This is a genomic window from Candidatus Litorirhabdus singularis (genome assembly GCF_026262625.1).
Taxonomy (GTDB): Bacteria; Pseudomonadota; Gammaproteobacteria; order Pseudomonadales; family Halieaceae; genus Litorirhabdus; species Litorirhabdus singularis.
Window position 1 is genome coordinate 17,801 of the sequence record NZ_SHNN01000006.1, and the last position, 25,138, is coordinate 42,938.

Genomic DNA, 25,138 nt, shown 5'->3' on the forward strand with positions numbered 1-25,138 from the left:
CACCCTACTTCCAACAGTACTCGGTGGCACCACCTGAGGAATTCAGCGATGTTTTGCGGCCCACATTATCCAACCTCAGTTGAGAACACTCGGTATCTCCTGACTGAGCGCCGGTAGCGGCCGCAGTAATCTGGTAACAACGAGCGATAGTACCACCGCCGCAGGCTGCGATGCTTAGGTTGTAATAGCCGTCGGAGCTTGTGGTACGACCAAGGTTCAAGCCCGAACCGCCCGATATTTCTGTGGTGTAAGTACTATTCTGTGCAAAAAACTTCTCCGACCGTGCACCCAGATCCAGCAACGCAGATTTTCCATCCGCTCGCCGAGCTTTGGAAACACTGCTCTGGTAGGTAGGCAGTACCGCGGCCGCGAGAATACCCATAATGACCAGCACAATGAGCATTTCAATAATGGTAAAACCTGCTATTTTTCTATCCCCAAATTTCATCTCAATCTATCCCATTTTTGTACCAAAAAGTTTCCTAAACCGTCCCGGCTTAGTCGGCAGTAATATCTATCCAGCTCCGGCGTCCTGGTTGAAAGTTCCGGCCACCAGCGACGATAACAACCGGCGCCAGCCCCGCAACCGGCTCTGCATTGCCAGCTTCCAACATGTTCACGCGCAAGTGCATATCATACCCAGCAGTCAGTGGCCGGATTGCGGGCGCAGACCAAAGGCCAGTACCCAGTTCTACTCCAACCGGGGCTATGCCGGCATCATCAGTATCCGCAGCGTCGATTTTGCCGTCATCATTCAGGTCAAAACTGGGGCTCGCTGGCGCATCGCCGTGTTGATAATCCAATGCCAACTGCGTATTCGTGCGCAACGCCAAATTATGCAGACTCACCCATAGGCGACCGCCACGCATACGCAAAGGCGAGACCGGCAATAGTCCAGCAGGCAGGTACACCTGCCAAGCCCGCATGGCGTTGAGGTCAGCATTATCAAGCTGTTTGAGCTGACGCACGCGCTGCTCAATACCCGCAGCCTCCAGAGTGGTTTCCGGCAACAAAACCAATGCGTTTCCAGGCTCGGCAGGCACTATCGAATCACCCACAGCTATGATCAGCTGCTGACTGGTTTCCATGCCTCCATGGGTGAAGCCCGCATGTCCCGTAGCCACATAGACAAGGATTCCGCCGTCTGGGCGCACCGCCACTTCCGGCGCCAGAAAAATCGGATGGGTGGTTCCGGCATAAAATAGGGGCTCTGTCCCGTCTACGCTCCAGTCCTGCGCAAGCGCAGAAGACAGATCAAACTTCCATAGCTGACCCAACGCATCACCTGCATAAACCCGATCCACCACACCGTCAAAATCACTGTCTATAAGCGCGGGCGCGGACATTCCGTTGGGGTTGGTTGGCGTGCCACTGCCGGTACCAAGGCGTATCGCGTGACCGTCAGAGATTCGAATCAGGTACAGCGCAGCCTCACCGCGCTGACTGTTATAGCCGTTACCTGTAATGACATAGGTCGTCCCGTCACCCAAACGTGCGATCGCCGGCTTACCATAAGAGTGTCCGATACCGGGATCCTCCACGGCACCAAGTTCCCACAAAACTATAGGCCGTTGCCCATATTGCCGCTGCTGTAATTCCAGTGTCGGTGATTGGGGTGCACTAGCTGAAGTCTCAAGCGCGGTTACATCAAGCGCAAACCAGCCAGCAGCAGCCCCACCCAAACCAGTCACTAAAACATTACGCCACTGACCAAGCACCTCCACCTTGCCTACAGCAGGTGCCATTTGTGCTGGCTGCGACAAGCAAGCCTCCTCATGCGCCAGCTTCTCAACACACACTAGCGATGAAGGCAGATAGGCCCAGTTTTCCTGCCCTGTATCAGCATCCAGAGCATGCAGGACACCGCTGCGGTTACCTACATACACCCGCGCCGTTTGGGTGCCGTCGATAGCGTCTACGAAGACCGGCTGTGAGCTACGCGTATCCCCAAGCAATGACTCGCGCTGCGGCAATAAGCCGCCAGCACCCTCGTTGCTACGATCCCCGCGCAGATAACTCACTAATGCGGCGCTCCCTAGCTCAGCTGCATGCGGACTACTATTGATTAATTGCCGCTGTAAATGGGCAGGTAACAGCTCCCAGTGCAGCTCCACTTGCGTCCGCGCAGAGCGGTCCCAGGTGAATATACTGCGCTGGGTGCTCCAATCCTTGCCGGTAGTCAGCTGATCGCGGCGCATACGTTCTTGCGCTGACCACTGTAAACCTTGAGTAAGTGCGGCGGCCGGCTGCGCTAAGGCGAATGAAGGAGGCTTCCAGGCAAGCACATCACCTGATGGGGACACGGTATAGACGGTTTCCGGAGCCGCATCAGAGGCCGGTCTCAGCACAACGGCAGGCAGCACTGACGGAGTTCTGGAGGCGGTCACAACGGTAGCATGCACTGTCTGCGCGAGAGCCAACAGTAGCACCAAACATGTCAGGATCGATCCGGAGCCAATCATATGGCCTCCTGCAGCGCGTTTGCGCTAAGGCGAGTCAAGGGTGACGTATACCGACTGGACAATACGAACTACATCACGTCCCGAGGAACTTCGCGTGGTATTACGAAAGGTATGGACGGCACCACCAATAATATTGCCATCGTTGTCTTCAACAATGCTTTCACCAGGAATTGGCTTGGCACCTAGATACTCGATCACGTAGGCATCATCATCGTCGACGTTATTTGCAGTGGATATAGGGCCCGCCTCACTATCGATATTGTCCCAGTCGGCCTGTTCAAGGTTCAGGTTATTCACTGCGGGATAAAACCCGTCATTCGTTGCTTCAAAATTGTGCACGGCGCCATCGGCAATCATCGTGTTTATGCGATCCTCGGCAGCCAACAGCGTTGCTTCGGCTCGATTCATCGCCACCACCTGTTGTTGCATTGTGCCCGCCATACGCAACTCCATGATCGCTGAATCCATCGAGCTCACCCCAATCAGGGTCATCGCCAGCAGAATGATCAGGCTGATAATCAATGCCGCGCCGCCCTCGCGCCGCGGCTGCCCTGGACTTATTTTATGCAATAGTGTGCTCATGGTTTTACCTATAAATTGCGCAATGCCACTACCGTGCTATACAACTGACGTCGATAAGAATCGTTCGGGGTATAATCCGGGCTGACGTTGCCCATCACATAGGTGCCATTATCGACATAACCTGTCTCAGGGCACTCGGCCCTAACCAGCACCCAAACCTTTACGCTGATAACAGAGTTCCAGTCCAATCCGTTGCTGGCATTCACGTAGCGGTTACCGATATTGTACTGAAACTGTATGTTCTCTACCCCGGCAATCAACTCTTCAGAAACCGGCCTGTTCACGGCGTTCAAACGCTCCCGGTATAGCGCGGGAACGGGAGCTCCATTGCAGGTGCGTGTAGTGTTGGCCACGTAATAAGAAAACGCCTGCCACTCGTGCTGACGCTGCGGAGTATCATAGACGGTGTTTATGGTATTCGCCTGATCGGAGCCCAAAAACAACTTGCCCTCAAACAGCGAACTTCGCAGGTACATACGCGTTGCTACCATATCCGCCGTGTCAACCTCCCACTGCGAGGCGTAACGCACAGTCAGTATATCGCCCCTTAAATAGGTGTCATCAATACAGCCGTAGCCCCCCCGGGTGTCATCCTTACCAAACACGCTCTGGGAAATCATTCGGCCCCATTTATTATTCGCTTTGGGGCAGTTCGTACGCGCGGGAAAGGGTCCCAGCGAGCCTTCTATAAAGCTTATATCCGAGTTACCTCCCAGGTAGCCCGAACGGCGCAGTCCGGAGACCAGAATATCTATTGAAGCGCGACCCGTTTCCTGCAGCCGAGTCAGATTATCAGTAGCCGTATAGGTCTGGCGTGAAGACAAAAATATCTCCATCAATCCATTGAACATGAAGACCACTAACAACATGGCTATCATGATTTCTACCAGGCCCAGGCCGCGTTGTTTACGACGACCTGGAAACTGCGTTTTGTGGACTGTTTTTCTCATCTGTTCCATTCGCTCAGAAAGTCACTGTCATCGTGTAACAGTCCAGGTCCGTAGCCGCCGCCGGCGGGCACGTTGTTCCCGTTGAACCGCTACGATCATCATCCCAACGCAACGTAATCCTGTAGGAACGTGTGGTGCCTACCTGTGCTATTGCGCCAGACCCACTCGGTAATAACGCGGGAATAGCGGTTCCACCCGTCCGCGTATAACCGGTAATTTGCTGTTGCCAGTCATTAACATCAAACGATGCCATCTGCGTGGGGCTGCAGGTCGAGGCCACACAATCAGGCGGTGAACCGGGCCCCGCAGTATGCACATAAGCATTTGCCAGTACCTGCCCCTGGTTCACCCACATACGATCGGCAATGCCATTGGCCAGCATCGCTGCAATACCAATGTGATTTGAGGTCTGGAGGTTTTTCAGCGAGGTAATCTGTAAACCCGCTATTCCCAGCACGCCGACCGACAGCACCAGAGCCGCTATCAACACTTCTATTAGCGTGTAACCCGCTTGTAGAGAGCGCTTCTGCCCTGGCTGCCCGGATTGCTTCATGAAGTCAGGCATGATGTCTGCCCCGTATCTGCTGCCGACATGGTGCTGGCACGGCCCATAATAGAAATAACCATGCCTTTAGAATCACTCACAAAACCTCTGGAGTCGCAGGCGATGATCGCCTGCATAGTTATGATGCTGGTTTGACCGCTGGGGCGAAACGTAATCAGGTTGGCGACCCCAGCCGTGCCGTGCAGCGTTACCGAGCCTAGCAAGGCATCGTGAATCGCGACAATTTCATCACCATCGCCAGCATCTATTACCCCGTCGCCGTCAACATCCACAAACGTGATCCACCCCTGCTGCCAGCCGCCTCCAGCAACACACGCTGTGCTGCCTGCGTTCTTTTTACATAAGGTTACGTAGGCGTTACGACCAACGGCCTCGGCACGGCCAGCCTGTATGGAACTCACCAGGTCACCCACAGCGGCATTAAGACGGTTATCTTCAATAAATTCACTGAGATTCGGAGCGCCCAGAGTGGCGATAAGCCCGAGGATCATCAGGGTGACCATCATCTCCATCAAGGTCAGGCCACGGTTTTTGGAAAGCGATTTCATAGTCATAACCTATTATTTCCGATAATCGAATGCTACCGCCAGCCGACAATGGGTAATATGTGCAGATAAATGGTCGCTATGAGCGTAAAAGTGTGGCTCGAGTCACATTTTGTGACAAGAGCCCATTCTGCGCCGGATATCCGAGGCCAACCTTGGTGCGCAGACAGCCGTACAGTCTGGTCACGCCATAGGCTCAACTAACGTCGCGTAAGCGCAACTCTCGGGGCATGCTGAAGGTGACATTTTCTTCGCGACCGGGCAACTCCAGCGGCGCCTCAGCACCCAGTCCACGTAATCCATCCACCACCTGTTGGACCAGTGTCTCTGGGGCCGATGCCCCAGCTGTGACGCCAACCGCGTGTTTTCCTGAGAGCCACTCCGGCACAATGTCTGCTGCGCTATCGATCAGATAGGCCTGCGCACCCATGCGCTCGGCCAACTCGCGCAGCCGATTGGAATTCGAGCTGTTCGGCGAACCAACCACCAGTACCAGGTCACACTGGGAGGCGAGTTGTTTTACCGCATCCTGTCGGTTCTGAGTCGCATAGCAAATATCATCTTTACGCGGCCCCTGTATAGCTGGAAAACTATCGCGCAGCGCGTCTATCACCCGGGCAGTGTCATCTACCGAAAGCGTAGTCTGGGTAACATACGACAAATTCTCAGGGTCCAGCACTTGCAGCTCACGCGCCTGTTGCTCATCCTCAACCAAATAGATACCACCACCAGCGCCACTTTTATACTGTCCCATGGTGCCCTCAACCTCTGGGTGACCGCGATGGCCAATCAAGACACACTCACGACCCAGGCTGGAATACTGCGAAACTTCAAGGTGCACTTTGGTCACCAGTGGACAAGTCGCGTCAAATACCTTGAGGCCACGCGTTTCCGCTTCACTGCGAACCGCCTGCGAGACGCCGTGAGCACTAAAAATAACAATTTTATCGTCCGGCACTTCAGCCAGTTGATCGACAAAAACAGCACCGCGCCTACGCAACCCATCGACCACGTACTTATTGTGCACAACTTCGTGCCGCACATAGATAGGTGCACCAAACACGTCTAGAGCACGGTCCACAATATCAATCGCGCGGTCTACTCCGGCACAAAAGCCGCGAGGGTTAGCCATATGTATTTTGAGTGCCATAACTGAACCTGTTTTTACTTAGTGCAGCTCCGCTGCCTCTACCCGGTGAATGAGTACGTCAAACAAAATGGTGCGACCTGCTAAAGGGTGATTAAAATCAACGGTGACCGTATCGCTATCATAAGCGACGACCATACCCGGCAGCTCACCACCGCTGGCATCGGCAAACGAGAACACCAGACCAACTTCCAGTTCCACGTCATCGTCGAACTGATCGCGTTCAATTTCCTGCACGTTGTTATCGTTTGGCATGCCAAAAGCGTCTTCTGGCACTACCGTAAATATCTTTCGCTCACCGCCGCACATGCCAAACAACAGATGCTCAAAGCCCGGCAACAGACTGCCATCGCCAATCATAAATTCGACAGCATCGCCGGCAAAATTCGAGTCGATTTCGGAACCGTCTTCGAGACTAAGCGAGAAGTTCAGCCACACCCGAGTGCCCTCGCTGACTGTAACAGTAGGCTGCGTCATGAATTATCTCCACGGGCACTGATAAAAGTGTCCAGTATCAGCAGCGCGGCGCCCACACTAATTGCCGCGTCGGCCACGTTAAAAGTGGGAAAGTACCACCCGCCATAATGTACTGAAATAAAATCGACCACATGCCCAAGCTGCAAACGGTCAAGTAAGTTACCCAGAGCGCCCCCGAGTATCAGGGCCAAACTACTGGCCAGCAGCCACTGCGTGCGCACCAAGCGTAGCAGCCACACCAACAGCACCACTGACATCCCCGCTGCTACCGCAGAAAAAAACCAGCGCTGCCAACCACCGTGGTCAGCCAGAAAACTGAATGCGGCGCCGCTATTGTAGTGCAGGGTCATGTTCAGTATCGGCAACACTTCTACCGGCCGTGCATAACTTAGCGTGGACTCCGCCAGAGATTTGCTCCACTGATCGAGCACCAACACCAGTAGTGTGACTGCCAGCCAACGCAACTGTGACCAGTGCCATTCGATTTTCTCAGGCAAAGCGTCTGGTCTCCCCGGCCCCGCTCACGTTCTCTACGCAGCGGCCACACAGTGAGGGATGCTGTTCGTCTTGACCCAACTCCTCGCTGCGGTGCCAACAGCGCTCACACTTCTCTGCCCCGCTGGGCTGAGCGCCGATGCGCAATCCTTCCAACGCAGTCTCAGCCGCGGCAGCGGGAGCCTCTGACAACGGTTTGATAGCCGCCGCTGAAGTGATCATTACGAAGCGAAGTTCATCACCCAATGCAGACAGGTCATCTAGCAGAGCAGGCTCACAATAGAGCACAACTTCAGCATCCAGACTCCCGCGCAGCGTGCCCTCGGCCCGCTGTCTTTCCAGCTCGCGGTTCAGAGCATCGCGCACCTCGGCTATGCGATTCCAGTATTCAGCCCCCATTGGACCTGCATCAGACAGCGTCTGTGGCAATGGATACCACTGGTCCAGCATGACGCTGGGGCTGTGGTCGCCGGGCAGATGCTCCCAGATTTCCTCGGCGGTAAAGCTCAATATCGGCGCAATCCAACGCGCCAGCGCTTCGGCAATGTGGTACATAGCAGTCTGTGCAGAACGTCGGGCGTGGCTATCTGACTGCGTGGTGTAAACCCGGTCTTTAACAATATCCAGATAAAACCCACCCATATCGTTGACACAAAAATTGTGCAATTTTTGGTAGATCAAGTGAAAGTGATAGCCATCAAAAGCGTCCGTAATCTCATCTTGAAGACGACTGGCGCGATCCATGGCCCAAGCATCCAGCGCCAACAACTGCTGCGGCTCAATCAGATCCTGCTGCGGATCGAACCCAGTGAGATTAGACAGTAGAAAGCGCGCTGTATTGCGAATACGGCGGTAGGAATCCGCAGTGCGTTTAAATATCTCATCGGACACTGCCAACTCGCCTCGGTAGTCAGTAGCCGCCACCCACAGACGCAGAATATCAGCACCCAAATCATTCATCACGCGCTTGGGCGCCACTACGTTGCCAATCGATTTCGACATTTTGCGGCCTTCAGCATCGACGGTAAAGCCGTGTGTCAGCACCGTGCGATAAGGCGCGACTCCATTGCAGGCCACAGATGTCAGCAATGAAGACTGAAACCAACCGCGATGCTGATCTGAACCTTCCAGGTAGAGGTCCGCAGGAAACTGCAAACCCTCTCGCTGGCGCAGCACGCAGGCATGGGTAACGCCAGAGTCAAACCAGACATCCAGCGTATCGGTAACCTTTTCGTAATCGGCTGCCTCAGCGCCCAGCAGCTGTTCCGCTTCTAACTCAAACCAGGCATCAATACCACCCGCCTCGACCAGGTTCGCCACCTCCTCTATCAGACGCGGCGTATCAGGGTGCAAAGCAGCCGTTTCACGGTGAATAAACAATGCGATAGGCACGCCCCAGGTACGCTGCCGGGAAATACACCAGTCCGGACGCTCTTGCAGCATCGATTCAATGCGCGCCTTACCCCACTCGGGAATCCATTCCACCGTCTGCACCTGTGCCAGTGCATCACCTAGCAGTCCACCCTGCTGCATGCTGATAAACCACTGCGGTGTAGCACGGAAAATGATCGGCGTCTTGTGTCGCCAGCAATGCGGATAAGAGTGACTATAGGCTTCACTGAATAGTAACGCACCGCGGTCCTGCAACAGCTCAACGATCACATCATTAGCTTTGAACACATGCTGGCCAGCAAACAATTCCGTATCGGGCAGATAAACGCCGTTGCTGCCGACCGGGTTCAACACCTCCAGACCGTACTTGGTGCCCACCACAAAATCATCCTGCCCGTGACCGGGCGCAGTATGCACAGCGCCAGTTCCAGCCTCGGTAGTCACGTGCTCACCCAGCACTACCGGCACCTGACGCGCATAGAATGGGTGCTGCAGCAAAAGACCCTCAAGCGCCGCACCCTGACACTGCGCCACCACGGAAAAATCGCTCCAGCCAATGCGCGTAGTTACGGCGGCAACCAGGTCAGAGGCCAACACCAGCGCCTTTCCTCCCTGTACCACCAGGCTGTATTCCAGCGCAGGATGTACGCTGACGGCCATACTGGCGGGCAGTGTCCAGGGCGTCGTGGTCCAGATGGGAATCCCGACACTGTCATAAGTCTGTTCTACAGCAAACGCCGCTAACAGCGCTGCGGGCTCAACTGCCAGATAATTAACGTCAATGGCGGGCGAGGTCTTGTCCTGATATTCAACTTCAGCCTCAGCCAGCGCCGAACCGCAGTCCAGACACCAGTGCACCGGCTTAAAACCTTTATGTAAATGGCCTTTTTCAGCGATAGTACCCAAGGTACGAATAATATTAGCTTCAAAATCAAAGCTCATGGTCAGGTAGGGATTGTCCCATTCACCCAACACACCCATGCGCACAAAGTCCTCACGCTGCCCGTTGACCTGACGCAGTGCGTAGTCACGGCATTTCTGGCGAAATTCACTGGCACTGACTTTAACGCCAGGCTTGCCTACTTTCTTCTCTACATTGAGTTCAATCGGCAGACCGTGACAATCCCAACCGGGAACGTAGGGCGCATCAAACCCGCTCAAGGTTCTGGAGCGAACAATGATGTCCTTGAGGATCTTATTGACCGCGTGGCCAATATGCAGCTCACCGTTGGCGTAGGGAGGACCGTCGTGCAGAATAAATTTTGGACGCCCGACACTGGCTGCACGAATCTGTCCGTACAGGTCCTGCTGCTGCCATTGCTTCAGCCGTTGTGGCTCACGCTGCGCCAGACTCGCCTTCATCGGAAAGCCAGTGCTGGGAAGATTAAGTGTATCTTTATAGTCGCTCATAGTTTGAAAAATTCCCGCCCCTGGGCCAGGTCTTTGTGAATTTGTTGCTTGAGCAGATCCAACGACTCAAACTTGTGTTCATCGCGCAGTTTATGCCGAAATATAACCTGAATAGTACGACCGTAAAGGTCGGCGTCAAAATCCAGTAAATGCACTTCGAGATTGGCTCGAATACTGTCATTCACCGTCGGCCGTGTGCCGACATTGGCCACGCCTGCCACCAATTTATCTGCTGCACCGGCTAACGCGCCGCGTACCTCTACTGCATACACTCCTGCCAAAGGTGGTCGCAATCGATGCAGTTCCATATTCGCCGTAGGCGCACCAAAACTTCGACCTACCTGCTCCCCATATACCACTTTACCGGTAATGGCGTAGGGACGACCCAATAATTCTTCGGCCAGCGCAAAATCAGATTTTTCCAGTGCCTCCCGAATACGAGTGCTACTGACCCGAGTGCCCGAAAACCCCAGTGTTGACGTATGCATGGTTTCGTAACCGAACTGCTCGCCCTGCGCTTTCATCATCCAGTAGTCGCCCTCGCGGTCATGACCAAATCGCAAGTCATCACCTACTACGATATAGCGCACCCCCAGCCCCTTGACGAATATTTCGCTGATGAAGTCCTGCGCGCTCATGGTTTGTAGTTTTTGATCAAACCGAATGCGTAACACACGGTCAATGCCCAGCTCCTTAAGCGCCACAAACTTTTCACGAAAACTCATCAACCGAGCCGGAGCTCGCGTTGGTGCAAAGTACTCACGCGGCAGCGGCTCGAACAACACCACCACGGCAGGTAACTGCAGCTCCTGGGCCTTTTCCAGCAGGTGGCCCAGCACCGCGCGGTGGCCATGATGAACGCCATCGAATGCGCCAATCGTTGCCACGCAACCACGATGGTGTGGGCGCAAATTGTGAAGTCCGCGTATAAGCTCCATATCCGTAGGGGTCAATGCCGGTCTAAGCCGCGCATTATATAGGACTCAGGCTTGTTTTGGGGTGTAAAAATCGGCAATTCGCGTTCCGCTGGCAAAGTGGCTGATCAGGTAGACGCTCATCCCTGCAGTTACCAGCACCAAAAGTCTGGTAATTCGGCTCTGCCAACCCCAGTCCAGCCATTGCTGAACATCCGGAGTCAGCAACACCAGGATTAGTACCATCAGCAAACACGCCAGTAGCAGGCGCTGCAAAAGAAGCTTCCAGCCCGGCTGCCAGCGAAATACCTTTTCATGCAGCAGGCCACGCAGCAACAGGACAGCATTGAGCCAAGCTGCAACACTGGTGGCCAGCGCCAAGCCAACATGGCCTATATTCCAAAAATGGTAGAGAGGTACTACAAAGAGCAAATTCAGCACCATATTCGCCACCATCGCACGGATACCAATTTTGACCGGAGTGGCCGTATCCTGGCGAGCGTAATAGCCCGGTGCCAACACCTTGACCAGCATAAAAGCCAGCAAGCCCAGGCAGTAAGCGCGCAGACTCAGAGCCGACATACTGACATCGAACGGCGTCAGCGCACCGTATTGGAACAGAGTCACCAGAATCGGCTCAGCCAGCAGAATCAATGCCAAACTGGACGGTAATCCAATTAACAGCACGCCGCGCATCGCCCAGTCCAGCGTATGGGCAAAGCGGTCCTCGGAGGAATTTGACCGCAGGCGCGACAGACTCGGCAAAATCACGGTGGCAATCGCGACCCCAAATACACCCAAGGGTAATTCTGTCAGCCGATCTGAATAATACAGCCAGGACACACTGCCAGTGGGCAAAAAAGAGGCCAGAATGGTGTCGAGCATCAAGTTGATCTGACTCACCGACACCCCAAACAGAGCTGGCACCATCAAGACCATAATCCTGCGCACCCCCTCATCACGAACGTCCCAGATAGGTCGCGGCACCACACCCAGTCGATGCATAAAAGGATATTGAAACAACAACTGGGCGACACCCGCCAGCAGCACACCCCAGGCCAAGGCAAAGACCGGCTCGTCAAAATAGGGGGTGGCAAAGATCGCTGCGCTGATCAGCGAGATATTCAGGAGTACCGGCGTGAATGCGGGCACCGCAAAGCGACCGTAACTGTTGAGAATCGCACCACAGAAACCGGTCATTGAAATCAGGAACAGGTAGGGAAAGGTGATACGAACCATATCTACCGTCAGCTGATACTTGAAGGGGTCGTCAAGAAAGCCGGGGGCAAATAATGCCGTCACCACCGGCGCGCCGACAATCATCAGACTGCAAATCAGCAGCAGTGTGCCACCCAGAACGCCCGCCGTGCGATCAATCAAGCCCAGCACCGCGGCACGCGAGCCGTTTTCGCGATACTCTGACAATACCGGCACAAAGGCCTGAGCAAATGCCCCCTCAGCAAACAGGCGTCGCAGAAAATTGGGTAATTTAAAGGCCACAAAGAAAGCGTCCGCATTCGCCGACGCCCCTATCATCACCCCAAATACGATATCGCGAACCAGTCCCAGTACTCTCGAAAGCATGGTCATGGCGCTGAAAACTGCGCTAGAGCGCAATAGTCCCGAGGGATTTTTTTCGGGTTGCTCCGAGTTCACCGAATTGGCCACGTGCGCTAGCGCCAGGTCGACGGGCAGCGTATTGGCGGAAAAGCGCGACCGGCCGTCATGTCAGCCACTGCTCACGTAGGGCATCACCGTGATGTTGCAACCACAGTAGCGCAATCAGCGTGTGGCCATTATCAATGCGGCCGGCATTGAGCAGAGCCATGACTTCAGCCCGTGTCAGCACGTGCACGCGAATATCCTCATCCTCCTCATCGCAGCCATATACGCCGGATTGCTGCGGCCGCGTCGCTCTACCCACAAACAACCTAACCTGCTCACTGCAGGCGCCGGCGCTGGGGTAAAACCGCGCAATCGGATGTAATTCTGTGATCGACAAAGCGGCTTCTTCGATCGCTTCGCGCCGCGCCACTTCTTCATCATTCTCTCCGGGCTCCACAACGCCAGCCACCAGCTCCAGCATCCAGGGGTTATTCTCATTACGGACTGCGCCCACTCGAAACTGTTCAATCATAATCAGCTCGTCGGTAACCGGATCCCAGGGCAGCACCCCCACTGCGTCGCCACGATCAAATACTTCACGCGTGATGGGATGACTCCAGCCACCGGCAAACAGGCGGTGCTGTAACACCACTTTACGCACTGAAAAATACCCGGAGAAGACGCTGGGCTGTTCCAGAATGCGGACGTCTTCTGCTCCAAACTCAGGTTCCATTGACTCAGTACCGTGACCCGATATACCAACTGACACTGCGGGCCTCGCGGTCCACCTGGTCAACCACGTCCAGAATCATGGCAAACAGCGCCATACGCACTAAGACGCCATTATCGGCCTGACGAAAAATAGCCAGATTAGGATTGTCATTAAGGTCGTTATCGAGCTCGTTAGCGCCAGCACGGGAATCCCTGGGCAGCGGATGCATAATCACTGTGTTGGGTTCGCAATGACGGGTATATATATTCTGGTTCAGACGAAAACGACCCCGGTAGGTCGCCGCCTCCTCTTTGGAATCGAAACGCTCCTCCTGTATGCGGGTAGAGTACGCGATATCCACGTGAGCGATATTGGCCTCAAGCTCGTCAGTTTCCAGGACTTTATGCCCAGCACTGCGCATCGTCTCGACAATATCCTCGGGCATGCGTAGCTCTTGCGGCGAGATCAGATAAACAGTCAGGTCATCGAATAAACACAACAACCGACACAGTGAATGCACCGTACGGCCAAAACGCAGATCACCAATCAGCGCAATGCGCAGATTATCGATAGAGCCGCCACGCCCCTGCACCTCACTCTTAATGGTGTACAGATCCAGCAACGCCTGACTGGGGTGCTCATTGGCGCCATCACCGCCATTAATGACAGGCACTCGGCTGGCCCGTGCAAAATCAGCGACTGAGCCTGACTCGGGGTGGCGCATCGCGATAACATCGCTATAGCCTGAGATAACACGGGCCGTGTCATACAGCGACTCGCCCTTGGCGATGGCGGAATGTTCAAACCCTGTGGTCTCGCGCACCTGACCGCCCAGTAGATTAAACGCGCAGCCAAAACTGACGCGGGTTCGGGTACTGGGCTCGAAAAACATGGATCCAAGAATCGCGCCATCGAGTACGCGGGTCACTTTCTCACGATGAGCATAGGGACGCATACGGTCCGCTACCGAAAATATACCTTCGATATCGGGGCGTTGAAACTGATTAACGGAGAGAATATGGCTGCCGGCGAACTGCACGAACACCTCCTTAGCTGGTTGATCTCCATTATAGACCCGGCCCACTCCCGTGGAAGGGAAATAACACCAATTACGGGATAACCTCTCAGTCGCTGGCCCCGCCTCAAACCCGGCATTCAGCCCAGTAGCTGATCGCTATAGGCGAGGAGGTCCTGCAGCACGGCCTGTGCGGCGCTATTGCCGTCGTGTTGGGCCTGTAACTGCTCAATACGGCCCAGAAAATCATCCATCACGATACTGGCACCTGCCTCCGCTTCCGTGAGGTAGGCAAAACGCTGTTCCTCCCATTGCGCGGCTTCTTCTGACGTTAGTGACTGCGGATAATTGCGTGCCCGGTAGCGAAACAACATTTCTGGCAGCCGCCGATCTTCAAAAACCAGGCTTTCCTGCGCCAGTTGCTCCGGCGAGCAGTCGATAACACGATTCATCACACGACGATCAGCATCGCTAAAAAAACCTCCGCTGTAGAGCATCCGATCAGGGTCGGTAATGGGTGCCAACTGGCGACCGCTGTAAACCTGCTGGAGCTTTTCGCTAAGGCCATCTATTCCGGCCAGAAGCTGGCGGTGCTGGCGGCAGCGAGTAACGTCTATCTGCAATCGTTCAGCGGTGGGGGCGTCAAGTAGCTTCGGTGTCACCAGCACCGGGCAGCGATTCAGTCGCACCGACTTCAAACCCAGCCGGGCCAAGCCTTCCGTCTGTTCAGCAAGCGGAGTAAACAAACGCTCGCGCAGGGCGTCGGCGTCCAGCGTCTGTAGCTCAGCGGGATCACTATCGAGATCAAAACAGATGACTTCGTTACTATTGGTCGGATGTTTGGCCAAAGGCAGGATCAGCGCAATATTATCCCTTGCCGCGCCAAACATACCGGAGACGTGTAACACCGGTCGCGGTGCGCTCAGATCGAGCAATTGTGCGGCAGACTGCTTGTCACGATGTTGCAGTACGTAATCATACAAACGCGGCTGTCGCTCCCGAATCAAACGCGCTACGGCGATAGTGGCATAGACGTCCGATAAAGCATCATGCGCGGCCTCATGCCCGATTCCATTGGCCTCGGTTAACTGCTCTAACCGGAACGAAGGCAGCCCGTCTTCTCGCTTCGGCCAGACAATACCCTCGGGGCGCAGCGCATGGGTGAGGCGTACCATGTCGATAATATCCCAACGCGAGTTACCGTCGCGATACTCTCTGGCGTAGGGATCGTAAAAATTTCGATACAGGGTGTAACGCGTGACTTCGTCATCAAAGCGCAGGCTGTTGTAACCCACTGAGCACGTACCGGGCTGCGCCATTTCAGCGTGAATCTGCGCAATAAACTCGCGTTCGGGGACCCCGCCAGCCAGCGCCTGCTGGGGCGTAATTCCTGTCACCAGACAGGCCTCCGGTTGCGGCAACACATCGCGCGCCGGCTGTGAGTAAATCATCAGCGGCTCACCGACGACGTTAAAATCAGCGTCAGTGCGCACTCCGGCAAACTGCACCGGCCGGTCGCGACTGACATCCGTGCCAAAGGTCTCGTAGTCGTGCCAGTAGAAGGTTCCTTTCACAGCTTCTCCCATGCCGCCCCGGCAGCTTAGATCAACTCTAACGCCTGCTCTTCAATTTTCTGCTTCCAGATAGCCGGGCCAGTCTGATGCACTGACTCTCCGGTGACATCAACGGCTACCGTCACCGGCATTTCGTTGACCTCAAACTCATAGATTGCCTCCATTCCCAGCTCTGGAAATGCCACAACCCGGGCCTGAGTAATCGCCTTGGAAACCAGATAGGCGGCGCCGCCCACGGCCATCAGGTAAGTCGACTTATGCTTGCGAATAGCCTCTATACCGGTGGGACCACGCTCTGCCTTACCAATCATGCCCATCAGGCCGGTGTGCTCCAAAATGAAGTCGGTAAACTTGTCCATGCGCGTGGCTGTGGTTGGGCCCGCCGGACCCATCACCTCGTCACGGACAGGGTCCACTGGCCCCACGTAATAAATGAACTTACCCTTAAAATCGACGTCCGCTGGCAAGCCTTCGCCACTTTCTATGAGCTCCTTCATTTTCTTATGCGCGGCATCTCGGCCGGTCAGCATTTTGCCAGACAACAGCAGCGTGTCACCGGGCTTCCAACTGGCTGCTTCAGCTTCAGTCACTGTGTCCAGATTAACCCGTTTGACGTTATCGCCAGCTTCACGGGTAATATCGGGCCAATCGTCCAGATTGGGCGGGGTCTGCAGCGAGGGCCCGCTCCCATCCAGCACAAAATGCGCGTGTCGAGTGGCTGCACAATTGGGGATCATCGCTACGGGCAGAGAGGCTGCGTGGGTAGGATAGTCCTTGATTTTGACGTCAACGACAGTGGTCAGGCCGCCTAAACCCTGGGCACCAATACCCAATTTATTGACCGCGTCCATGATCTCCAGTCGCAGTTCTTCAGCCCGATTGGCCGGCCCACGCTTGCGCAAATCATGAATATCGACCGGGTCCATCAGGCTTTCCTTGGCCATTACAGCGGCCTTTTCGGCCGTACCGCCAATACCAATGCCGAGCATACCGGGTGGGCACCAGCCGGCCCCCATCGTGGGAACGGTTTTAACTACCCAGTCAACAATACTGTCCGACGGGTTGAGCATGACCATTTTCGACTTGTTCTCTGAACCGCCGCCCTTCGCAGCCAGCGCGACATCTACGGTGTCGCCCTCTACCACTTCCATATGAATAACCGCGGGCGTATTGTCTTTGGTGTTACGACGTGCTCCGGCCGGGTCTTCAAGGATGGACGCACGCAATACATTGTCCGGGTTCAGATAGGCGCGGCGCACGCCCTCATTGACCATGTCAGTGACAGACATTTTTGCCTCCCACTGCACTTGCATGCCAATCTTCAAGAACACAGTCACGATGCCAGTATCCTGACAAATAGGGCGCCGTCCCTGCGCGCACATCCGTGAGTTGATAAGAATCTGCGCCATGGCATCTTTGGCGGCCGGATTCTGCTCGTGCTCATAGGCCTCGTGAATGGCCTTCACAAAATCCAGCGGGTGAAAGTAGGAAATAAACTGCAAGGCATCGGCAACACTGTCGATGAAATCATCCTGACGAATAACCGTCATGCTAAAAGTCCTCAAAAGTGACAAAAACAGGGCCGGTATTGTACATCAAGAAGTGCCGCACCGCGCCTGCTGCTCTCTACAACTCTGGCGGCCGCTGCTATGCTAAAGCGCTTGCCAACCTGGAGAATGTAACAGCATGAGTCTGAACCTCAAATCCTGCACTGACAGCGTCGTCTATCGCCTGCAAAATCACGTTCTGCACGTGACGCTGAATCGTGCCAGCAAGCGTAATGCCCTCGATAACGCCATGTACTCCGCACTGGCAGAAGCCATTGAATATGCCGATACGGATGCTCAAGTAAGGGCCGTGCTGATTTACGGCAGTGAGGAATGCTTTACCGCAGGCAACGATCTCAGCTCGTTCGCGAACCCCGATCAGGAGGGCTACGCTGAAATACCGGCACTGCGGATGATCCGCGCGCTGACAGAGTCGCAGACACCTCTGGTAGCAGCGGTAGCAGGCCCCGCCGTGGGCGTTGGCACCACCTTGTTACTGCATTGCGATCTGATTTACGCGGCCAGCAACAGCAAGTTTAGATTGCCCTTCAGTCAACTGGGCTTGGTACCAGAGGCCGCTTCCAGCCTACTGCTGCCGCGCCTGGTGGGACACCAGAAAGCGATGGAGTTGTTAGTGCTGGGGGACGTATTTAGCGCCGACACCGCCCGCGAAATAGGGATGATCAACGCTGTCGTCGATACGGATGTGATTGGTATGGCCACAAGCGAGGCGGAGCGCCTTGCGCAGCTGGCTCCGGCTTCAGTGCGGGCCACCAAAAACCTGCTGCGCGAACCGCTGCGACAGAGCCTGCGTGATGCCAACGATGCGGAACAGAAATATTTCAGAGAAGCCTTAAGCTCAGACGAAGCACGCGAAGCACTGCAGGCCTTTTTGGAAAAACGCCCGGCGCGCTTTTAGCACCGGAGCGATTAAAGATAAGTGTCAGGGCGTAGCAACGCCCTGAATTTCGTTCATGCGGGTATTGATCTCAGAAAGATTACGGTTAACCGTACGGCGGAAATTGTTGTTTGATTCCACCCACTCTTCGCCGACACCAACCCGACGCTGTAACTTCGCAAATTCAAGGTTGAGGCGGTTAAGGTCGTCACCCAGGCGCTCCAGCTGTGCCTCACTGGCATTGGCTGTATTCTGCATACGCTCCAGGTCACCAGCAACCGCCTGCAGCGCTTTCATGTCCGCGGCCAGCGTTTGCAGCTGGGCCGAATAATCTTTGTCAGTTTTTTGTAACGACGCCAGCGTGCTGCCGTGGCTGGCTGTTGATTTATCAAGCGCAGCTATTTTTGCTTTATTGCGACGCCAAGCAGAAGCCCACAGCTTATCCACCTCGGAATAGAGCTCTTTGATCTTCACCGCCATTGCCGTCGCAGACTGGCTCATACCTTCATCAGTATCTGATAAACGGTCCTCAAGGTCTGCGATACGCGTTTCATAGCGTAGCTGTACCTCATCTGAGCGTTCCAGCGCTGTCTGCAGCTGCCAGGCCCAAGCACAGGCAACGGCAGCCACAACCAGGCTAAGGGTAATCAACAGGCGCGCCCAAAGGCCCGCACCGCCGCTACTACTGGAGGCCGTTCGCCCACGCGTAGTTGTGCCTATCGCGCCTTCATCCCGCTGGGGAATGATGGAGGGGATATCATCAATAGAGTCATCTCTGGTCGGCATGGGATAGTAACAACGTTAGTAAAATGCGGTGGAGCGGTGGGCCGGGATGATATCCCGGCCCGATAGTAGCTTTAGACGTAAACCAGAATCGCCCAAGTCGCTATGGTCAGCGCCAAACTGCAGTGAATCACACCTTTCACGCTGGTCATCGGACCAGTCTTACCGAACAGAGCGTTGACTTCGAGCAGAGTGATCAAGCCCAGCGCGACGTACACTGCGGTGGGGCTGGCATCGATATACAGGTGCTTTGAACCCAACATGCCAAACAGCATAGGCCCCGAAAACAGCGTGTTAGTGCGCGAAGCCAGGCCGGCCTTGGCAGCAGAAGCAGGTCCGTCGCCTTCTTTCAGGCCCAGCACTACCTTCTGGTTAGGCCAAATAATCAGCCACACATTGAGGAACATAAAAATACCCGCGAGGGCGCCAACCCAAATAACCGGCTGTCCGAGCAGGTTTGAATGCGCGCCTATGGCGTACAGCAAGTACATACCGGTAATGAAGGTAAACATTGCGCCCCACCGAAACCACCACAATGCACGCGGCGCCAGCTTCTTGATGGCGTCGGCCTTGGCGTCCGCTTCAGCTTCCTTAAAGTACTCGGTCTGGACAAAGTTGAAGTAATAGAGCATGCCTATCCAGGTGATGCCGAACAGAACGTGCGCCCAACGAAAGATAAATTCCAGAATCATAGTATTTCCCCAAGTGTGTTGACGGTGTTATTAGGCTCACAGTAAACCTTTGGCGCTATTCTAAGACCTTGGCACCGTTTAATAAACGTCATTCTGCAAAAACTATTGTAACTACTGCAACAGCGGCTGCCAGCTAACGCTAGCCAAGTGCCCAGTTTGAAGGCAAAAAAAACCCCGCATAAAGCGGGGTCTTTAGGATGAGGCTAAGCTTACATCATGCCGCCCATGCCACCCATGCCGCCCATATCAGGCATGCCAGGAGCACCACCACCAGCGCCATCGTCCGGCTCTTCAGAAATCATCACTTCCGTGGTGATCATCAGGCCAGCAACAGAACCAGCTGCTTGCAGAGCTGTGCGTGTGACTTTGGCAGGATCGAGAATACCCATCTCAATCATGTCGCCGTACTCGGAAGTCTGGGCGTTGTAGCCATAATTACCCGTGCCGCCGTTCTTGACCTTGTCCAGAACAACGGAAGCTTCATCACCGGCATTTTCAACGATTTGACGCAGTGGGCTTTCCATTGCGCGAATAGCTGCATTAATGCCGTGAGTCTGATCTTCGTTGTCACCTTCAAGACCGCGAATGGCGTCAACAGCGCGCACCAGTGCAACACCACCGCCAGCAACCACACCCTCTTCAACCGCAGCGCGGGTAGAGTGCAGAGCGTCTTCAACACGTGCCTTCTTCTCTTTCATTTCCATCTCAGTGGTAGCGCCCACTTTGATAACTGCAACACCGCCAGCCAATTTGGCAACACGCTCTTGCAGCTTCTCACGATCGTAATCAGAAGAAGTGTTTTCAACCTGCACGCGAATCTCATTAACGCGAGAAGTGATTGCGTCATGATCGCCAGATCCATCGATGATGGTGCTGTTGTCCTTGTCCATAGTCACACGCTTGGCAGAACCCAGGTGCTCCAGAGTCGCAGACTCGAGGTCAAGGCCGACTTCTTCAGAGATCACAGTACCGCCAGTCAGAATAGCGATATCCTGCAGCATAGCCTTGCGACGGTCACCAAAACCAGGCGCCTTACAAGCAGCAACCTTGACGATTCCACGCATGTTGTTAACAACCAGTGTAGCCAGCGCTTCGCCTTCAACGTCTTCGGCAACGATAACCAGCGGCTTGCTTGCCTTGGCTACTTGCTCCAGCAGTGGCAGCAGTTCACGAATGTTGGAGATTTTCTTGTCAACCAGCAGGATGAAAGGCGCTTCAACATCAGCGCTCATGCTTTCCTGGTTGTTAATGAAGTAAGGAGACAGGTAACCGCGATCAAACTGCATGCCTTCAACAACTTCCAGCTCGTTTTCCAGACCGGAACCTTCTTCAACAGTGATGACGCCTTCTTTACCGACTTTGTCCATGGCTTCAGCAATAATCTCACCCACTTGAGTGTCGCTGTTGGCAGAGATAGTCCCTACCTGAGCAATGGCTTTGCTGTCTTCACAAGGAGTAGCTTGCGCCTGGATTTGCTCAACGGCAGCAGCAACAGCTTTGTCGATGCCACGCTTGAGGTCCATTGGGTTCATGCCAGCAGCAACCGACTTTAGACCTTCGTTCAAGATTGACTGAGCCAATACGGTGGCGGTAGTGGTACCGTCGCCAGCAGCATCAGAAGCCTGGGAAGCAACTTCCTTGACCATCTGTGCGCCCATGTTCTCGAGCTTGTCTTTCAGCTCGATTTCTTTCGCTACAGATACACCGTCTTTAGTCACGGTAGGAGCACCGAAAGACTTGTCCAGAATAACGTTGCGTCCCTTGGGTCCCAGAGTCGCCTTGACGGCGTCGGCGAGGACGTTGACGCCAGTCAGCATACGCTGACGAGCTTCATCACCAAAAATAACTTGTTTAGCCATTATCTAAATCCTTTCTTGAATATTGAAATACGATTGAACGGTGAAGGGGTATCGATTAATCGATAACGCCGTAGATTTCACTTTCGCCCATAATGATCAGCTCTTCGCCATCAACTTCGATGGTGTTGCCGCCAGCGTATTGGCCGAAAACAACGGTATCGCCAACTTTTACTGCCAGCGCACGGATTTCACCGCTCTCGAGAACTTTGCCTTCGCCAACAGCTATGACTTCACCCTGGTTGGGCTTTTCTTTGGCGGAACCGGGCAGAAGGATACCGCCTGCTGTAGTTTCTTCCTCTTCCTTACGACGTACGACCACACGGTCGTATAACGGACGGATATTCATCTTTGCACATCTCCAAAATTATGTTGGTTATCGTACCGACGCACCGGGATGCCGGCTCGCCTCACTAGATGGGGCCTGAGCGCTGGATTTCAAGGTTCAAGATACAAAATAGGTGACCTTTTTTAGCACTCTCCCTTTGGGAGTGCTAATTTTAGTCAGGAAAGTCGGCTCGTCAAGCCGTATTTAGGTCGCGGGGGCTAACAAAGCGCGGATTTAGTCGTCCAGACGCCGAAATTCGCCTTCCAATGTCTGCTGCTGGCCAGGATCCCGCGGCTGCCGCGCCTCGAAGGCCCTATTTTGTGTGCGGTCTTGCGGGTGGTCTTGAAGGCCTTCTTGCTCGCCATTAGAGCCACCTATCAGCCTCGCCAAACCTCGGCGCAGCGGCCCTACCATGAGCAGCAGAGCCAGAATATCGGTGATCACGCCGGGAATCATCAGTAACAGGCCGCTACCCAATACCGCCGCATCATCCAATAACAACTGGGGGCCCAACACTCGCCCCCCATACTGTGTCTGCATCTGCCGTAGCATCGACAGCCCCTTTCGGCGCAGTAATCCCAAACCCAGAAACAGTGTTCCCGCTACATATAGCAGGGTCGCGAAGCCGCCAATCTCAGAGCCTAACTCAATCAGAGTCCATAGCTCCAGCCAGGGCAGCAATATAAATATCCAAGGCATACCCACATTATTGGGATGATCGCCGACATTGCAAGTGCGCGCGGTGCCTAACGCAGTTTGTTGGTGTAAAATGCGCGCCACCAAAACCAAACAAGGTAGTTATCAGCATGGATTTGAAAGATAAGGTCATAGTTGTCACCGGCGGTGCTCAAGGTCTGGGACGGGCTATAGCAGTAGGATTGGCAAGCAAAGGTGCCAAGCTGGCGTTAGTCGACTTAAATCAGGAAAAACTCGACGAAACTGCGCAACTTTGTGTCGATGCCGGGGGCGAAGGACGCGGTTATCTTGCCAACATAGCAGCGGAAGATGAAGTCACCGAACTGTTCGCTCAGGTAGTTTCAGATTTTGGCAGCTTGCACGGACTGGTCAATAACGCGGGCATTCTGCGGGACGGTCTGTTGCTGAAGGTCAAGGATGGGGAAATCGTCAAGCGCATGAGCCTGGCAGAATGGCAGGCGGTCATTGACGTAAACCTGACGGGGGTCTTTCTGTGCGGACGCGAAGCTGCCACCAAGTTTATCGAGCTCGGCACCGAAGGCGTCATCATCAATATTTCGTCAGTATCTCGGGCCGGTAATATGGGCCAGACCAACTACTCTGCGGCCAAGTCTGGCGTAGCCACCATGGCCGTGACATGGGCCAAGGAACTGGCTCGCTACGGCATTCGCACCGCCGCTATCGCACCCGGTTTCGTCGCCACCGATATGGTCGCCAGCATGAAGCCTGAGGCGTTGGCAAAAATGGAGGCGCAAATCCCGCTCGGCAGAATGGCCCGCCCTGACGAAATTGCGCACGCTGCCGCCTTTATTCTTGAGAACGACTACGTGAGTGGTCGCGTCTTTGAAATAGACGGCGGTATCCGGTTGTAACCGGCCGCTTGCCCAGCAAAGCTAATGCCAGAGCCCGATAACAAACATCGTATCTGGCAGGTAGTACACGCCATCCCGGCCGGTCGCGTCAGCAGCTACGGCCGAGTGGCCAAACTGGCCGGACTGGCTGGCGCCGCCCGTCTCACCGGCCACGCCTTGCGCGGTCTACCGCGGGACACACAGATCCCCTGGCACCGCGTTATCAACAGTCAGGGCAAATTATCATTGCCACCCGGCGGTGAAGCCTATGAGGAGCAGCGCCAAAGACTGCAAGCAGAAGGGGTGTTTTTTACCGCTGCAGGACGCCTGCGCAGTCAGGACTATTGGTGGCCCTGAGCCTCATCAGCTGACGCCTTTTCCTGCCAAGGCGCCACCCAGTGCAGCAATGCCATACCCGGTAATGCAATCAGCGCACACAACAAGAAAAACTCAGTCCAGCCCACCGCTTCAACAATCGCCCCGGTACTGGCATTGGCGAAAGTCCGCGGCATGGCCGCCAGAGCGGTGAACAAAGCAAACTGAGTGGCGGCAAATTTGCGGCTGGTCTCGCGGGCAATAAACGCGGTAAACGCAGCAGTACCCATCCCTACCCCCAGATACTCAAAACTGATCACCGCTGCCAGCAGCCAGGTCACCGCGCCAGCCTCGGCCAGCAGTGCGAAGCCAAAGATGCTAACCACCTGCACTACCCCAAACATCCACAAAGCGCGATTGATGCCCAACTTGATCATCACTACGCCGCCCAAAAGGCCGCCGATAATGGAAGGCCACAGCGCTGCATGTTTAGCGACCAGGCCGATCTCGGTCATGCTAAAACCCAAATCCATATAGAATGGCGTAGACAGCGCCGTCGCCATGCTGTCGCCGAGCTTGTACAGGCACATAAAGCCGATTACCAGAAACACGCCATTCCAGCCGCGACGGCCGATATACTCGCGAAAAGGCGCCACCACCGCCTCCTTCAGGCCGCTGGCTTCAGGCAATTCGGATTCTGGTTCGCTGACGGCAAGACTCAGCCCAATACCCACCAACATGAACCCGCCAGTAATCCAGAACACCGTACTCCAGGGTAAATGGTCGGCCAGAATCAGCGCCAGAGAACCCGGCACCAGCGACGAGATGCGGTAGGCTTGTACGTGAATTGAGTTACCCAGACCCAGTTCTGAATCGAGCAGAATTTCACGCCGATAACCGTCCAGCACCACATCCTGGCTGGCACTAAACAGCGCTATCAAAAAAGCCACCACACTGACGGTAGTGAACGAAACCTGCGGTTGCGCCCACCCCATGCAACCGATACTCAATAGCAGCAGCACCTGGGTGACCAGCATCCATCCGCGACGCCGCCCTAGAAATGGCGGCACATAACGATCCAGCAGCGGCGCCCAGGCAAATTTCCACGTGTAAGGAATGGTGACCAGTGACAATAACCCAATGTCTACCAGACTAATGCCGGAGTCCCGCAGCCAGGCGGGAATGAGCTGTATCAGCACATACAAGGGCATTCCGGAGGCAAGCCCGGTGAACACGCAAATCAGCATGCGCCGATTTAGAATAGCCTGGCGCCAATCGATATCAGTCAAAGGCGGGGTAACTCTTGCGGAGCGCTATAGGAGGCATC

25 protein-coding genes are annotated in these 25,138 nt (G+C 54.8%); 3 read left to right on the forward strand and 22 right to left on the reverse strand.

Annotated features, from left to right (window positions below; all coding sequences use genetic code 11):
* Positions 1–4 precede the first annotated feature (4 nt).
* The 16 genes from EYC98_RS20310 to EYC98_RS20385 all read right to left on the reverse strand — a co-directional run bounded on the left by EYC98_RS20310 (position 5) and on the right by EYC98_RS20385 (position 17,395).
* Positions 5–448, reverse strand: coding sequence for a type IV pilin protein (locus EYC98_RS20310; protein WP_279247240.1), 444 nt, complete (start codon positions 446–448; stop codon positions 5–7).
* 49 nt (positions 449–497) lie between these two features.
* On the reverse strand, positions 498–2,462 hold the full coding sequence (locus EYC98_RS20315; RefSeq protein WP_279247241.1) for a pilus assembly protein: 1,965 nt from the start codon (positions 2,460–2,462) through the stop codon (positions 498–500).
* A gap of 24 nt (positions 2,463–2,486) precedes the next feature.
* Positions 2,487–3,044, reverse strand: coding sequence for a pilus assembly PilX family protein (locus tag EYC98_RS20320; protein ID WP_279247242.1), 558 nt, complete (start codon positions 3,042–3,044; stop codon positions 2,487–2,489).
* Between the two features lie 8 nt (positions 3,045–3,052).
* Complete coding sequence (locus EYC98_RS20325; RefSeq protein WP_279247243.1) at positions 3,053–3,994, reverse strand: PilW family protein; 942 nt, start codon at positions 3,992–3,994, stop codon at positions 3,053–3,055.
* Positions 3,995–4,007: 13 nt separating this feature from the next.
* On the reverse strand, positions 4,008–4,559 hold the full coding sequence (gene pilV, locus EYC98_RS20330; protein WP_279247244.1) for a type IV pilus modification protein PilV: 552 nt from the start codon (positions 4,557–4,559) through the stop codon (positions 4,008–4,010).
* Positions 4,544–5,107, reverse strand: a complete 564-nt coding sequence (locus EYC98_RS20335) for a GspH/FimT family pseudopilin (protein ID WP_279247245.1) — start codon at positions 5,105–5,107, stop codon at positions 4,544–4,546. The genes pilV and EYC98_RS20335 overlap by 16 nt, the downstream gene beginning before the upstream one ends.
* A 193-nt stretch (positions 5,108–5,300) precedes the next feature.
* On the reverse strand, positions 5,301–6,254 hold the full coding sequence (gene ispH, locus EYC98_RS20340; RefSeq protein ID WP_279247246.1) for a 4-hydroxy-3-methylbut-2-enyl diphosphate reductase: 954 nt from the start codon (positions 6,252–6,254) through the stop codon (positions 5,301–5,303).
* An 18-nt stretch (positions 6,255–6,272) separates the two neighbouring features.
* A complete protein-coding gene (locus EYC98_RS20345; protein ID WP_279247247.1) occupies positions 6,273–6,728 on the reverse strand; it encodes an FKBP-type peptidyl-prolyl cis-trans isomerase in 456 nt (151 codons plus the stop codon).
* Positions 6,725–7,225: a signal peptidase II gene (gene lspA / locus EYC98_RS20350; RefSeq protein WP_279247248.1), complete on the reverse strand. Its 501-nt coding sequence runs from the start codon at positions 7,223–7,225 to the stop codon at positions 6,725–6,727. The genes EYC98_RS20345 and lspA overlap by 4 nt, the downstream gene beginning before the upstream one ends.
* Positions 7,218–10,025, reverse strand: coding sequence for an isoleucine--tRNA ligase (gene ileS / locus EYC98_RS20355; RefSeq protein WP_279247249.1), 2,808 nt, complete (start codon positions 10,023–10,025; stop codon positions 7,218–7,220). Before ileS ends, lspA begins: the two co-directional genes overlap by 8 nt.
* Entirely contained in the window at positions 10,022–10,963 is a 942-nt protein-coding gene (gene ribF, locus EYC98_RS20360) for a bifunctional riboflavin kinase/FAD synthetase (protein ID WP_279247250.1), read from the reverse strand. Before ribF ends, ileS begins: the two co-directional genes overlap by 4 nt.
* A gap of 45 nt (positions 10,964–11,008) precedes the next feature.
* The gene (gene murJ / locus EYC98_RS20365) at positions 11,009–12,607 is read right to left on the reverse strand and encodes a murein biosynthesis integral membrane protein MurJ (protein WP_279247251.1); all 1,599 of its coding nucleotides are present in this window, start codon (positions 12,605–12,607) and stop codon (positions 11,009–11,011) included.
* Between the two features lie 55 nt (positions 12,608–12,662).
* Entirely contained in the window at positions 12,663–13,277 is a 615-nt protein-coding gene (locus EYC98_RS20370; protein ID WP_279247252.1) for an NUDIX domain-containing protein, read from the reverse strand.
* 4 nt (positions 13,278–13,281) lie between these two features.
* Positions 13,282–14,295, reverse strand: a complete 1,014-nt coding sequence (locus tag EYC98_RS20375) for an aspartate carbamoyltransferase (protein ID WP_279247253.1) — start codon at positions 14,293–14,295, stop codon at positions 13,282–13,284.
* Positions 14,296–14,411: 116 nt separating this feature from the next.
* A complete protein-coding gene (gene sbcB / locus EYC98_RS20380; protein ID WP_279247254.1) occupies positions 14,412–15,845 on the reverse strand; it encodes an exodeoxyribonuclease I in 1,434 nt (477 codons plus the stop codon).
* 26 nt (positions 15,846–15,871) lie between these two features.
* Positions 15,872–17,395, reverse strand: a complete 1,524-nt coding sequence (locus EYC98_RS20385) for a fumarate hydratase (RefSeq protein WP_279247255.1) — start codon at positions 17,393–17,395, stop codon at positions 15,872–15,874.
* 136 nt (positions 17,396–17,531) lie between these two features.
* Between EYC98_RS20385 and EYC98_RS20390 the strand changes: the two genes are divergently transcribed.
* Positions 17,532–18,311: an enoyl-CoA hydratase gene (locus tag EYC98_RS20390; protein WP_279247256.1), complete on the forward strand. Its 780-nt coding sequence runs from the start codon at positions 17,532–17,534 to the stop codon at positions 18,309–18,311.
* 24 nt (positions 18,312–18,335) lie between these two features.
* Here the strand turns inward: EYC98_RS20390 and EYC98_RS20395 are convergent, their stop codons facing one another.
* The 5 genes from EYC98_RS20395 to EYC98_RS20415 form a co-directional block, all read right to left on the reverse strand.
* Positions 18,336–19,076 (reverse strand): hypothetical protein, encoded by a 741-nt coding sequence (locus EYC98_RS20395; protein WP_279247257.1) that lies wholly within the window; start codon positions 19,074–19,076, stop codon positions 18,336–18,338.
* A 71-nt stretch (positions 19,077–19,147) separates the two neighbouring features.
* Complete coding sequence (locus tag EYC98_RS20400) at positions 19,148–19,765, reverse strand: urate hydroxylase PuuD (protein ID WP_279247258.1); 618 nt, start codon at positions 19,763–19,765, stop codon at positions 19,148–19,150.
* Between the two features lie 209 nt (positions 19,766–19,974).
* Positions 19,975–21,627 carry a chaperonin GroEL gene (gene groL, locus EYC98_RS20405; RefSeq protein ID WP_279247351.1) on the reverse strand — a complete coding sequence of 551 codons (1,653 nt, stop codon included), beginning with the start codon at positions 21,625–21,627 and terminating at the stop codon, positions 19,975–19,977.
* Between the two features lie 52 nt (positions 21,628–21,679).
* Complete coding sequence (locus EYC98_RS20410) at positions 21,680–21,970, reverse strand: co-chaperone GroES (protein WP_279247259.1); 291 nt, start codon at positions 21,968–21,970, stop codon at positions 21,680–21,682.
* A 213-nt stretch (positions 21,971–22,183) separates the two neighbouring features.
* Positions 22,184–22,648 carry an FxsA family protein gene (locus EYC98_RS20415; protein WP_279247260.1) on the reverse strand — a complete coding sequence of 155 codons (465 nt, stop codon included), beginning with the start codon at positions 22,646–22,648 and terminating at the stop codon, positions 22,184–22,186.
* 107 nt (positions 22,649–22,755) lie between these two features.
* On the opposite strand from EYC98_RS20415, the gene EYC98_RS20420 reads away from it, so the two are divergent.
* Both EYC98_RS20420 and EYC98_RS20425 read left to right on the forward strand, forming a co-directional pair.
* Positions 22,756–23,517 (forward strand): SDR family oxidoreductase, encoded by a 762-nt coding sequence (locus EYC98_RS20420; protein ID WP_279247261.1) that lies wholly within the window; start codon positions 22,756–22,758, stop codon positions 23,515–23,517.
* Positions 23,518–23,541: 24 nt separating this feature from the next.
* Entirely contained in the window at positions 23,542–23,853 is a 312-nt protein-coding gene (locus EYC98_RS20425; protein ID WP_279247262.1) for an MGMT family protein, read from the forward strand.
* On the opposite strand, the gene EYC98_RS20430 is transcribed toward EYC98_RS20425, so the two are convergent.
* Positions 23,838–25,100: an AmpG family muropeptide MFS transporter gene (locus EYC98_RS20430; RefSeq protein WP_320415568.1), complete on the reverse strand. Its 1,263-nt coding sequence runs from the start codon at positions 25,098–25,100 to the stop codon at positions 23,838–23,840. The two genes, EYC98_RS20425 and EYC98_RS20430, sit on opposite strands and share 16 nt — an antisense overlap.
* Positions 25,101–25,138 lie beyond the last annotated feature (38 nt).

Excerpts from the sequence above, each read along its gene's own strand:
- EYC98_RS20370 (WP_279247252.1), bottom strand. The coding sequence starts at position 13,277 with ATGGAACCTGAGTTTGGAGCAGAAGACGTCCGCATTCTGGAACAGCCC.
- EYC98_RS20400 (WP_279247258.1), bottom strand. The coding sequence starts at position 19,765 with ATGATTCTGGAATTTATCTTTCGTTGGGCGCACGTTCTGTTCGGCATC.
- EYC98_RS20345 (WP_279247247.1), bottom strand. The coding sequence starts at position 6,728 with ATGACGCAGCCTACTGTTACAGTCAGCGAGGGCACTCGGGTGTGGCTG.
- EYC98_RS20425 (WP_279247262.1), top strand. The coding sequence starts at position 23,542 with ATGCCAGAGCCCGATAACAAACATCGTATCTGGCAGGTAGTACACGCC.
- EYC98_RS20410 (WP_279247259.1), bottom strand. The coding sequence starts at position 21,970 with ATGAATATCCGTCCGTTATACGACCGTGTGGTCGTACGTCGTAAGGAA.
- ileS (WP_279247249.1), bottom strand. The coding sequence starts at position 10,025 with ATGAGCGACTATAAAGATACACTTAATCTTCCCAGCACTGGCTTTCCG.
- EYC98_RS20390 (WP_279247256.1), top strand. The coding sequence starts at position 17,532 with ATGAGTCTGAACCTCAAATCCTGCACTGACAGCGTCGTCTATCGCCTG.
- EYC98_RS20335 (WP_279247245.1), bottom strand. The coding sequence starts at position 5,107 with ATGAAATCGCTTTCCAAAAACCGTGGCCTGACCTTGATGGAGATGATG.
- EYC98_RS20385 (WP_279247255.1), bottom strand. The coding sequence starts at position 17,395 with ATGACGGTTATTCGTCAGGATGATTTCATCGACAGTGTTGCCGATGCC.
- EYC98_RS20325 (WP_279247243.1), bottom strand. The coding sequence starts at position 3,994 with ATGAGAAAAACAGTCCACAAAACGCAGTTTCCAGGTCGTCGTAAACAA.
- ispH (WP_279247246.1), bottom strand. The coding sequence starts at position 6,254 with ATGGCACTCAAAATACATATGGCTAACCCTCGCGGCTTTTGTGCCGGA.
- EYC98_RS20415 (WP_279247260.1), bottom strand. The coding sequence starts at position 22,648 with ATGCCTTGGATATTTATATTGCTGCCCTGGCTGGAGCTATGGACTCTG.
- EYC98_RS20395 (WP_279247257.1), bottom strand. The coding sequence starts at position 19,076 with ATGCCGACCAGAGATGACTCTATTGATGATATCCCCTCCATCATTCCC.
- ribF (WP_279247250.1), bottom strand. The coding sequence starts at position 10,963 with ATGGAGCTTATACGCGGACTTCACAATTTGCGCCCACACCATCGTGGT.
- EYC98_RS20315 (WP_279247241.1), bottom strand. The coding sequence starts at position 2,462 with ATGATTGGCTCCGGATCGATCCTGACATGTTTGGTGCTACTGTTGGCT.
- EYC98_RS20310 (WP_279247240.1), bottom strand. The coding sequence starts at position 448 with ATGAAATTTGGGGATAGAAAAATAGCAGGTTTTACCATTATTGAAATG.
- EYC98_RS20320 (WP_279247242.1), bottom strand. The coding sequence starts at position 3,044 with ATGAGCACACTATTGCATAAAATAAGTCCAGGGCAGCCGCGGCGCGAG.
- pilV (WP_279247244.1), bottom strand. The coding sequence starts at position 4,559 with ATGCCTGACTTCATGAAGCAATCCGGGCAGCCAGGGCAGAAGCGCTCT.
- EYC98_RS20420 (WP_279247261.1), top strand. The coding sequence starts at position 22,756 with ATGGATTTGAAAGATAAGGTCATAGTTGTCACCGGCGGTGCTCAAGGT.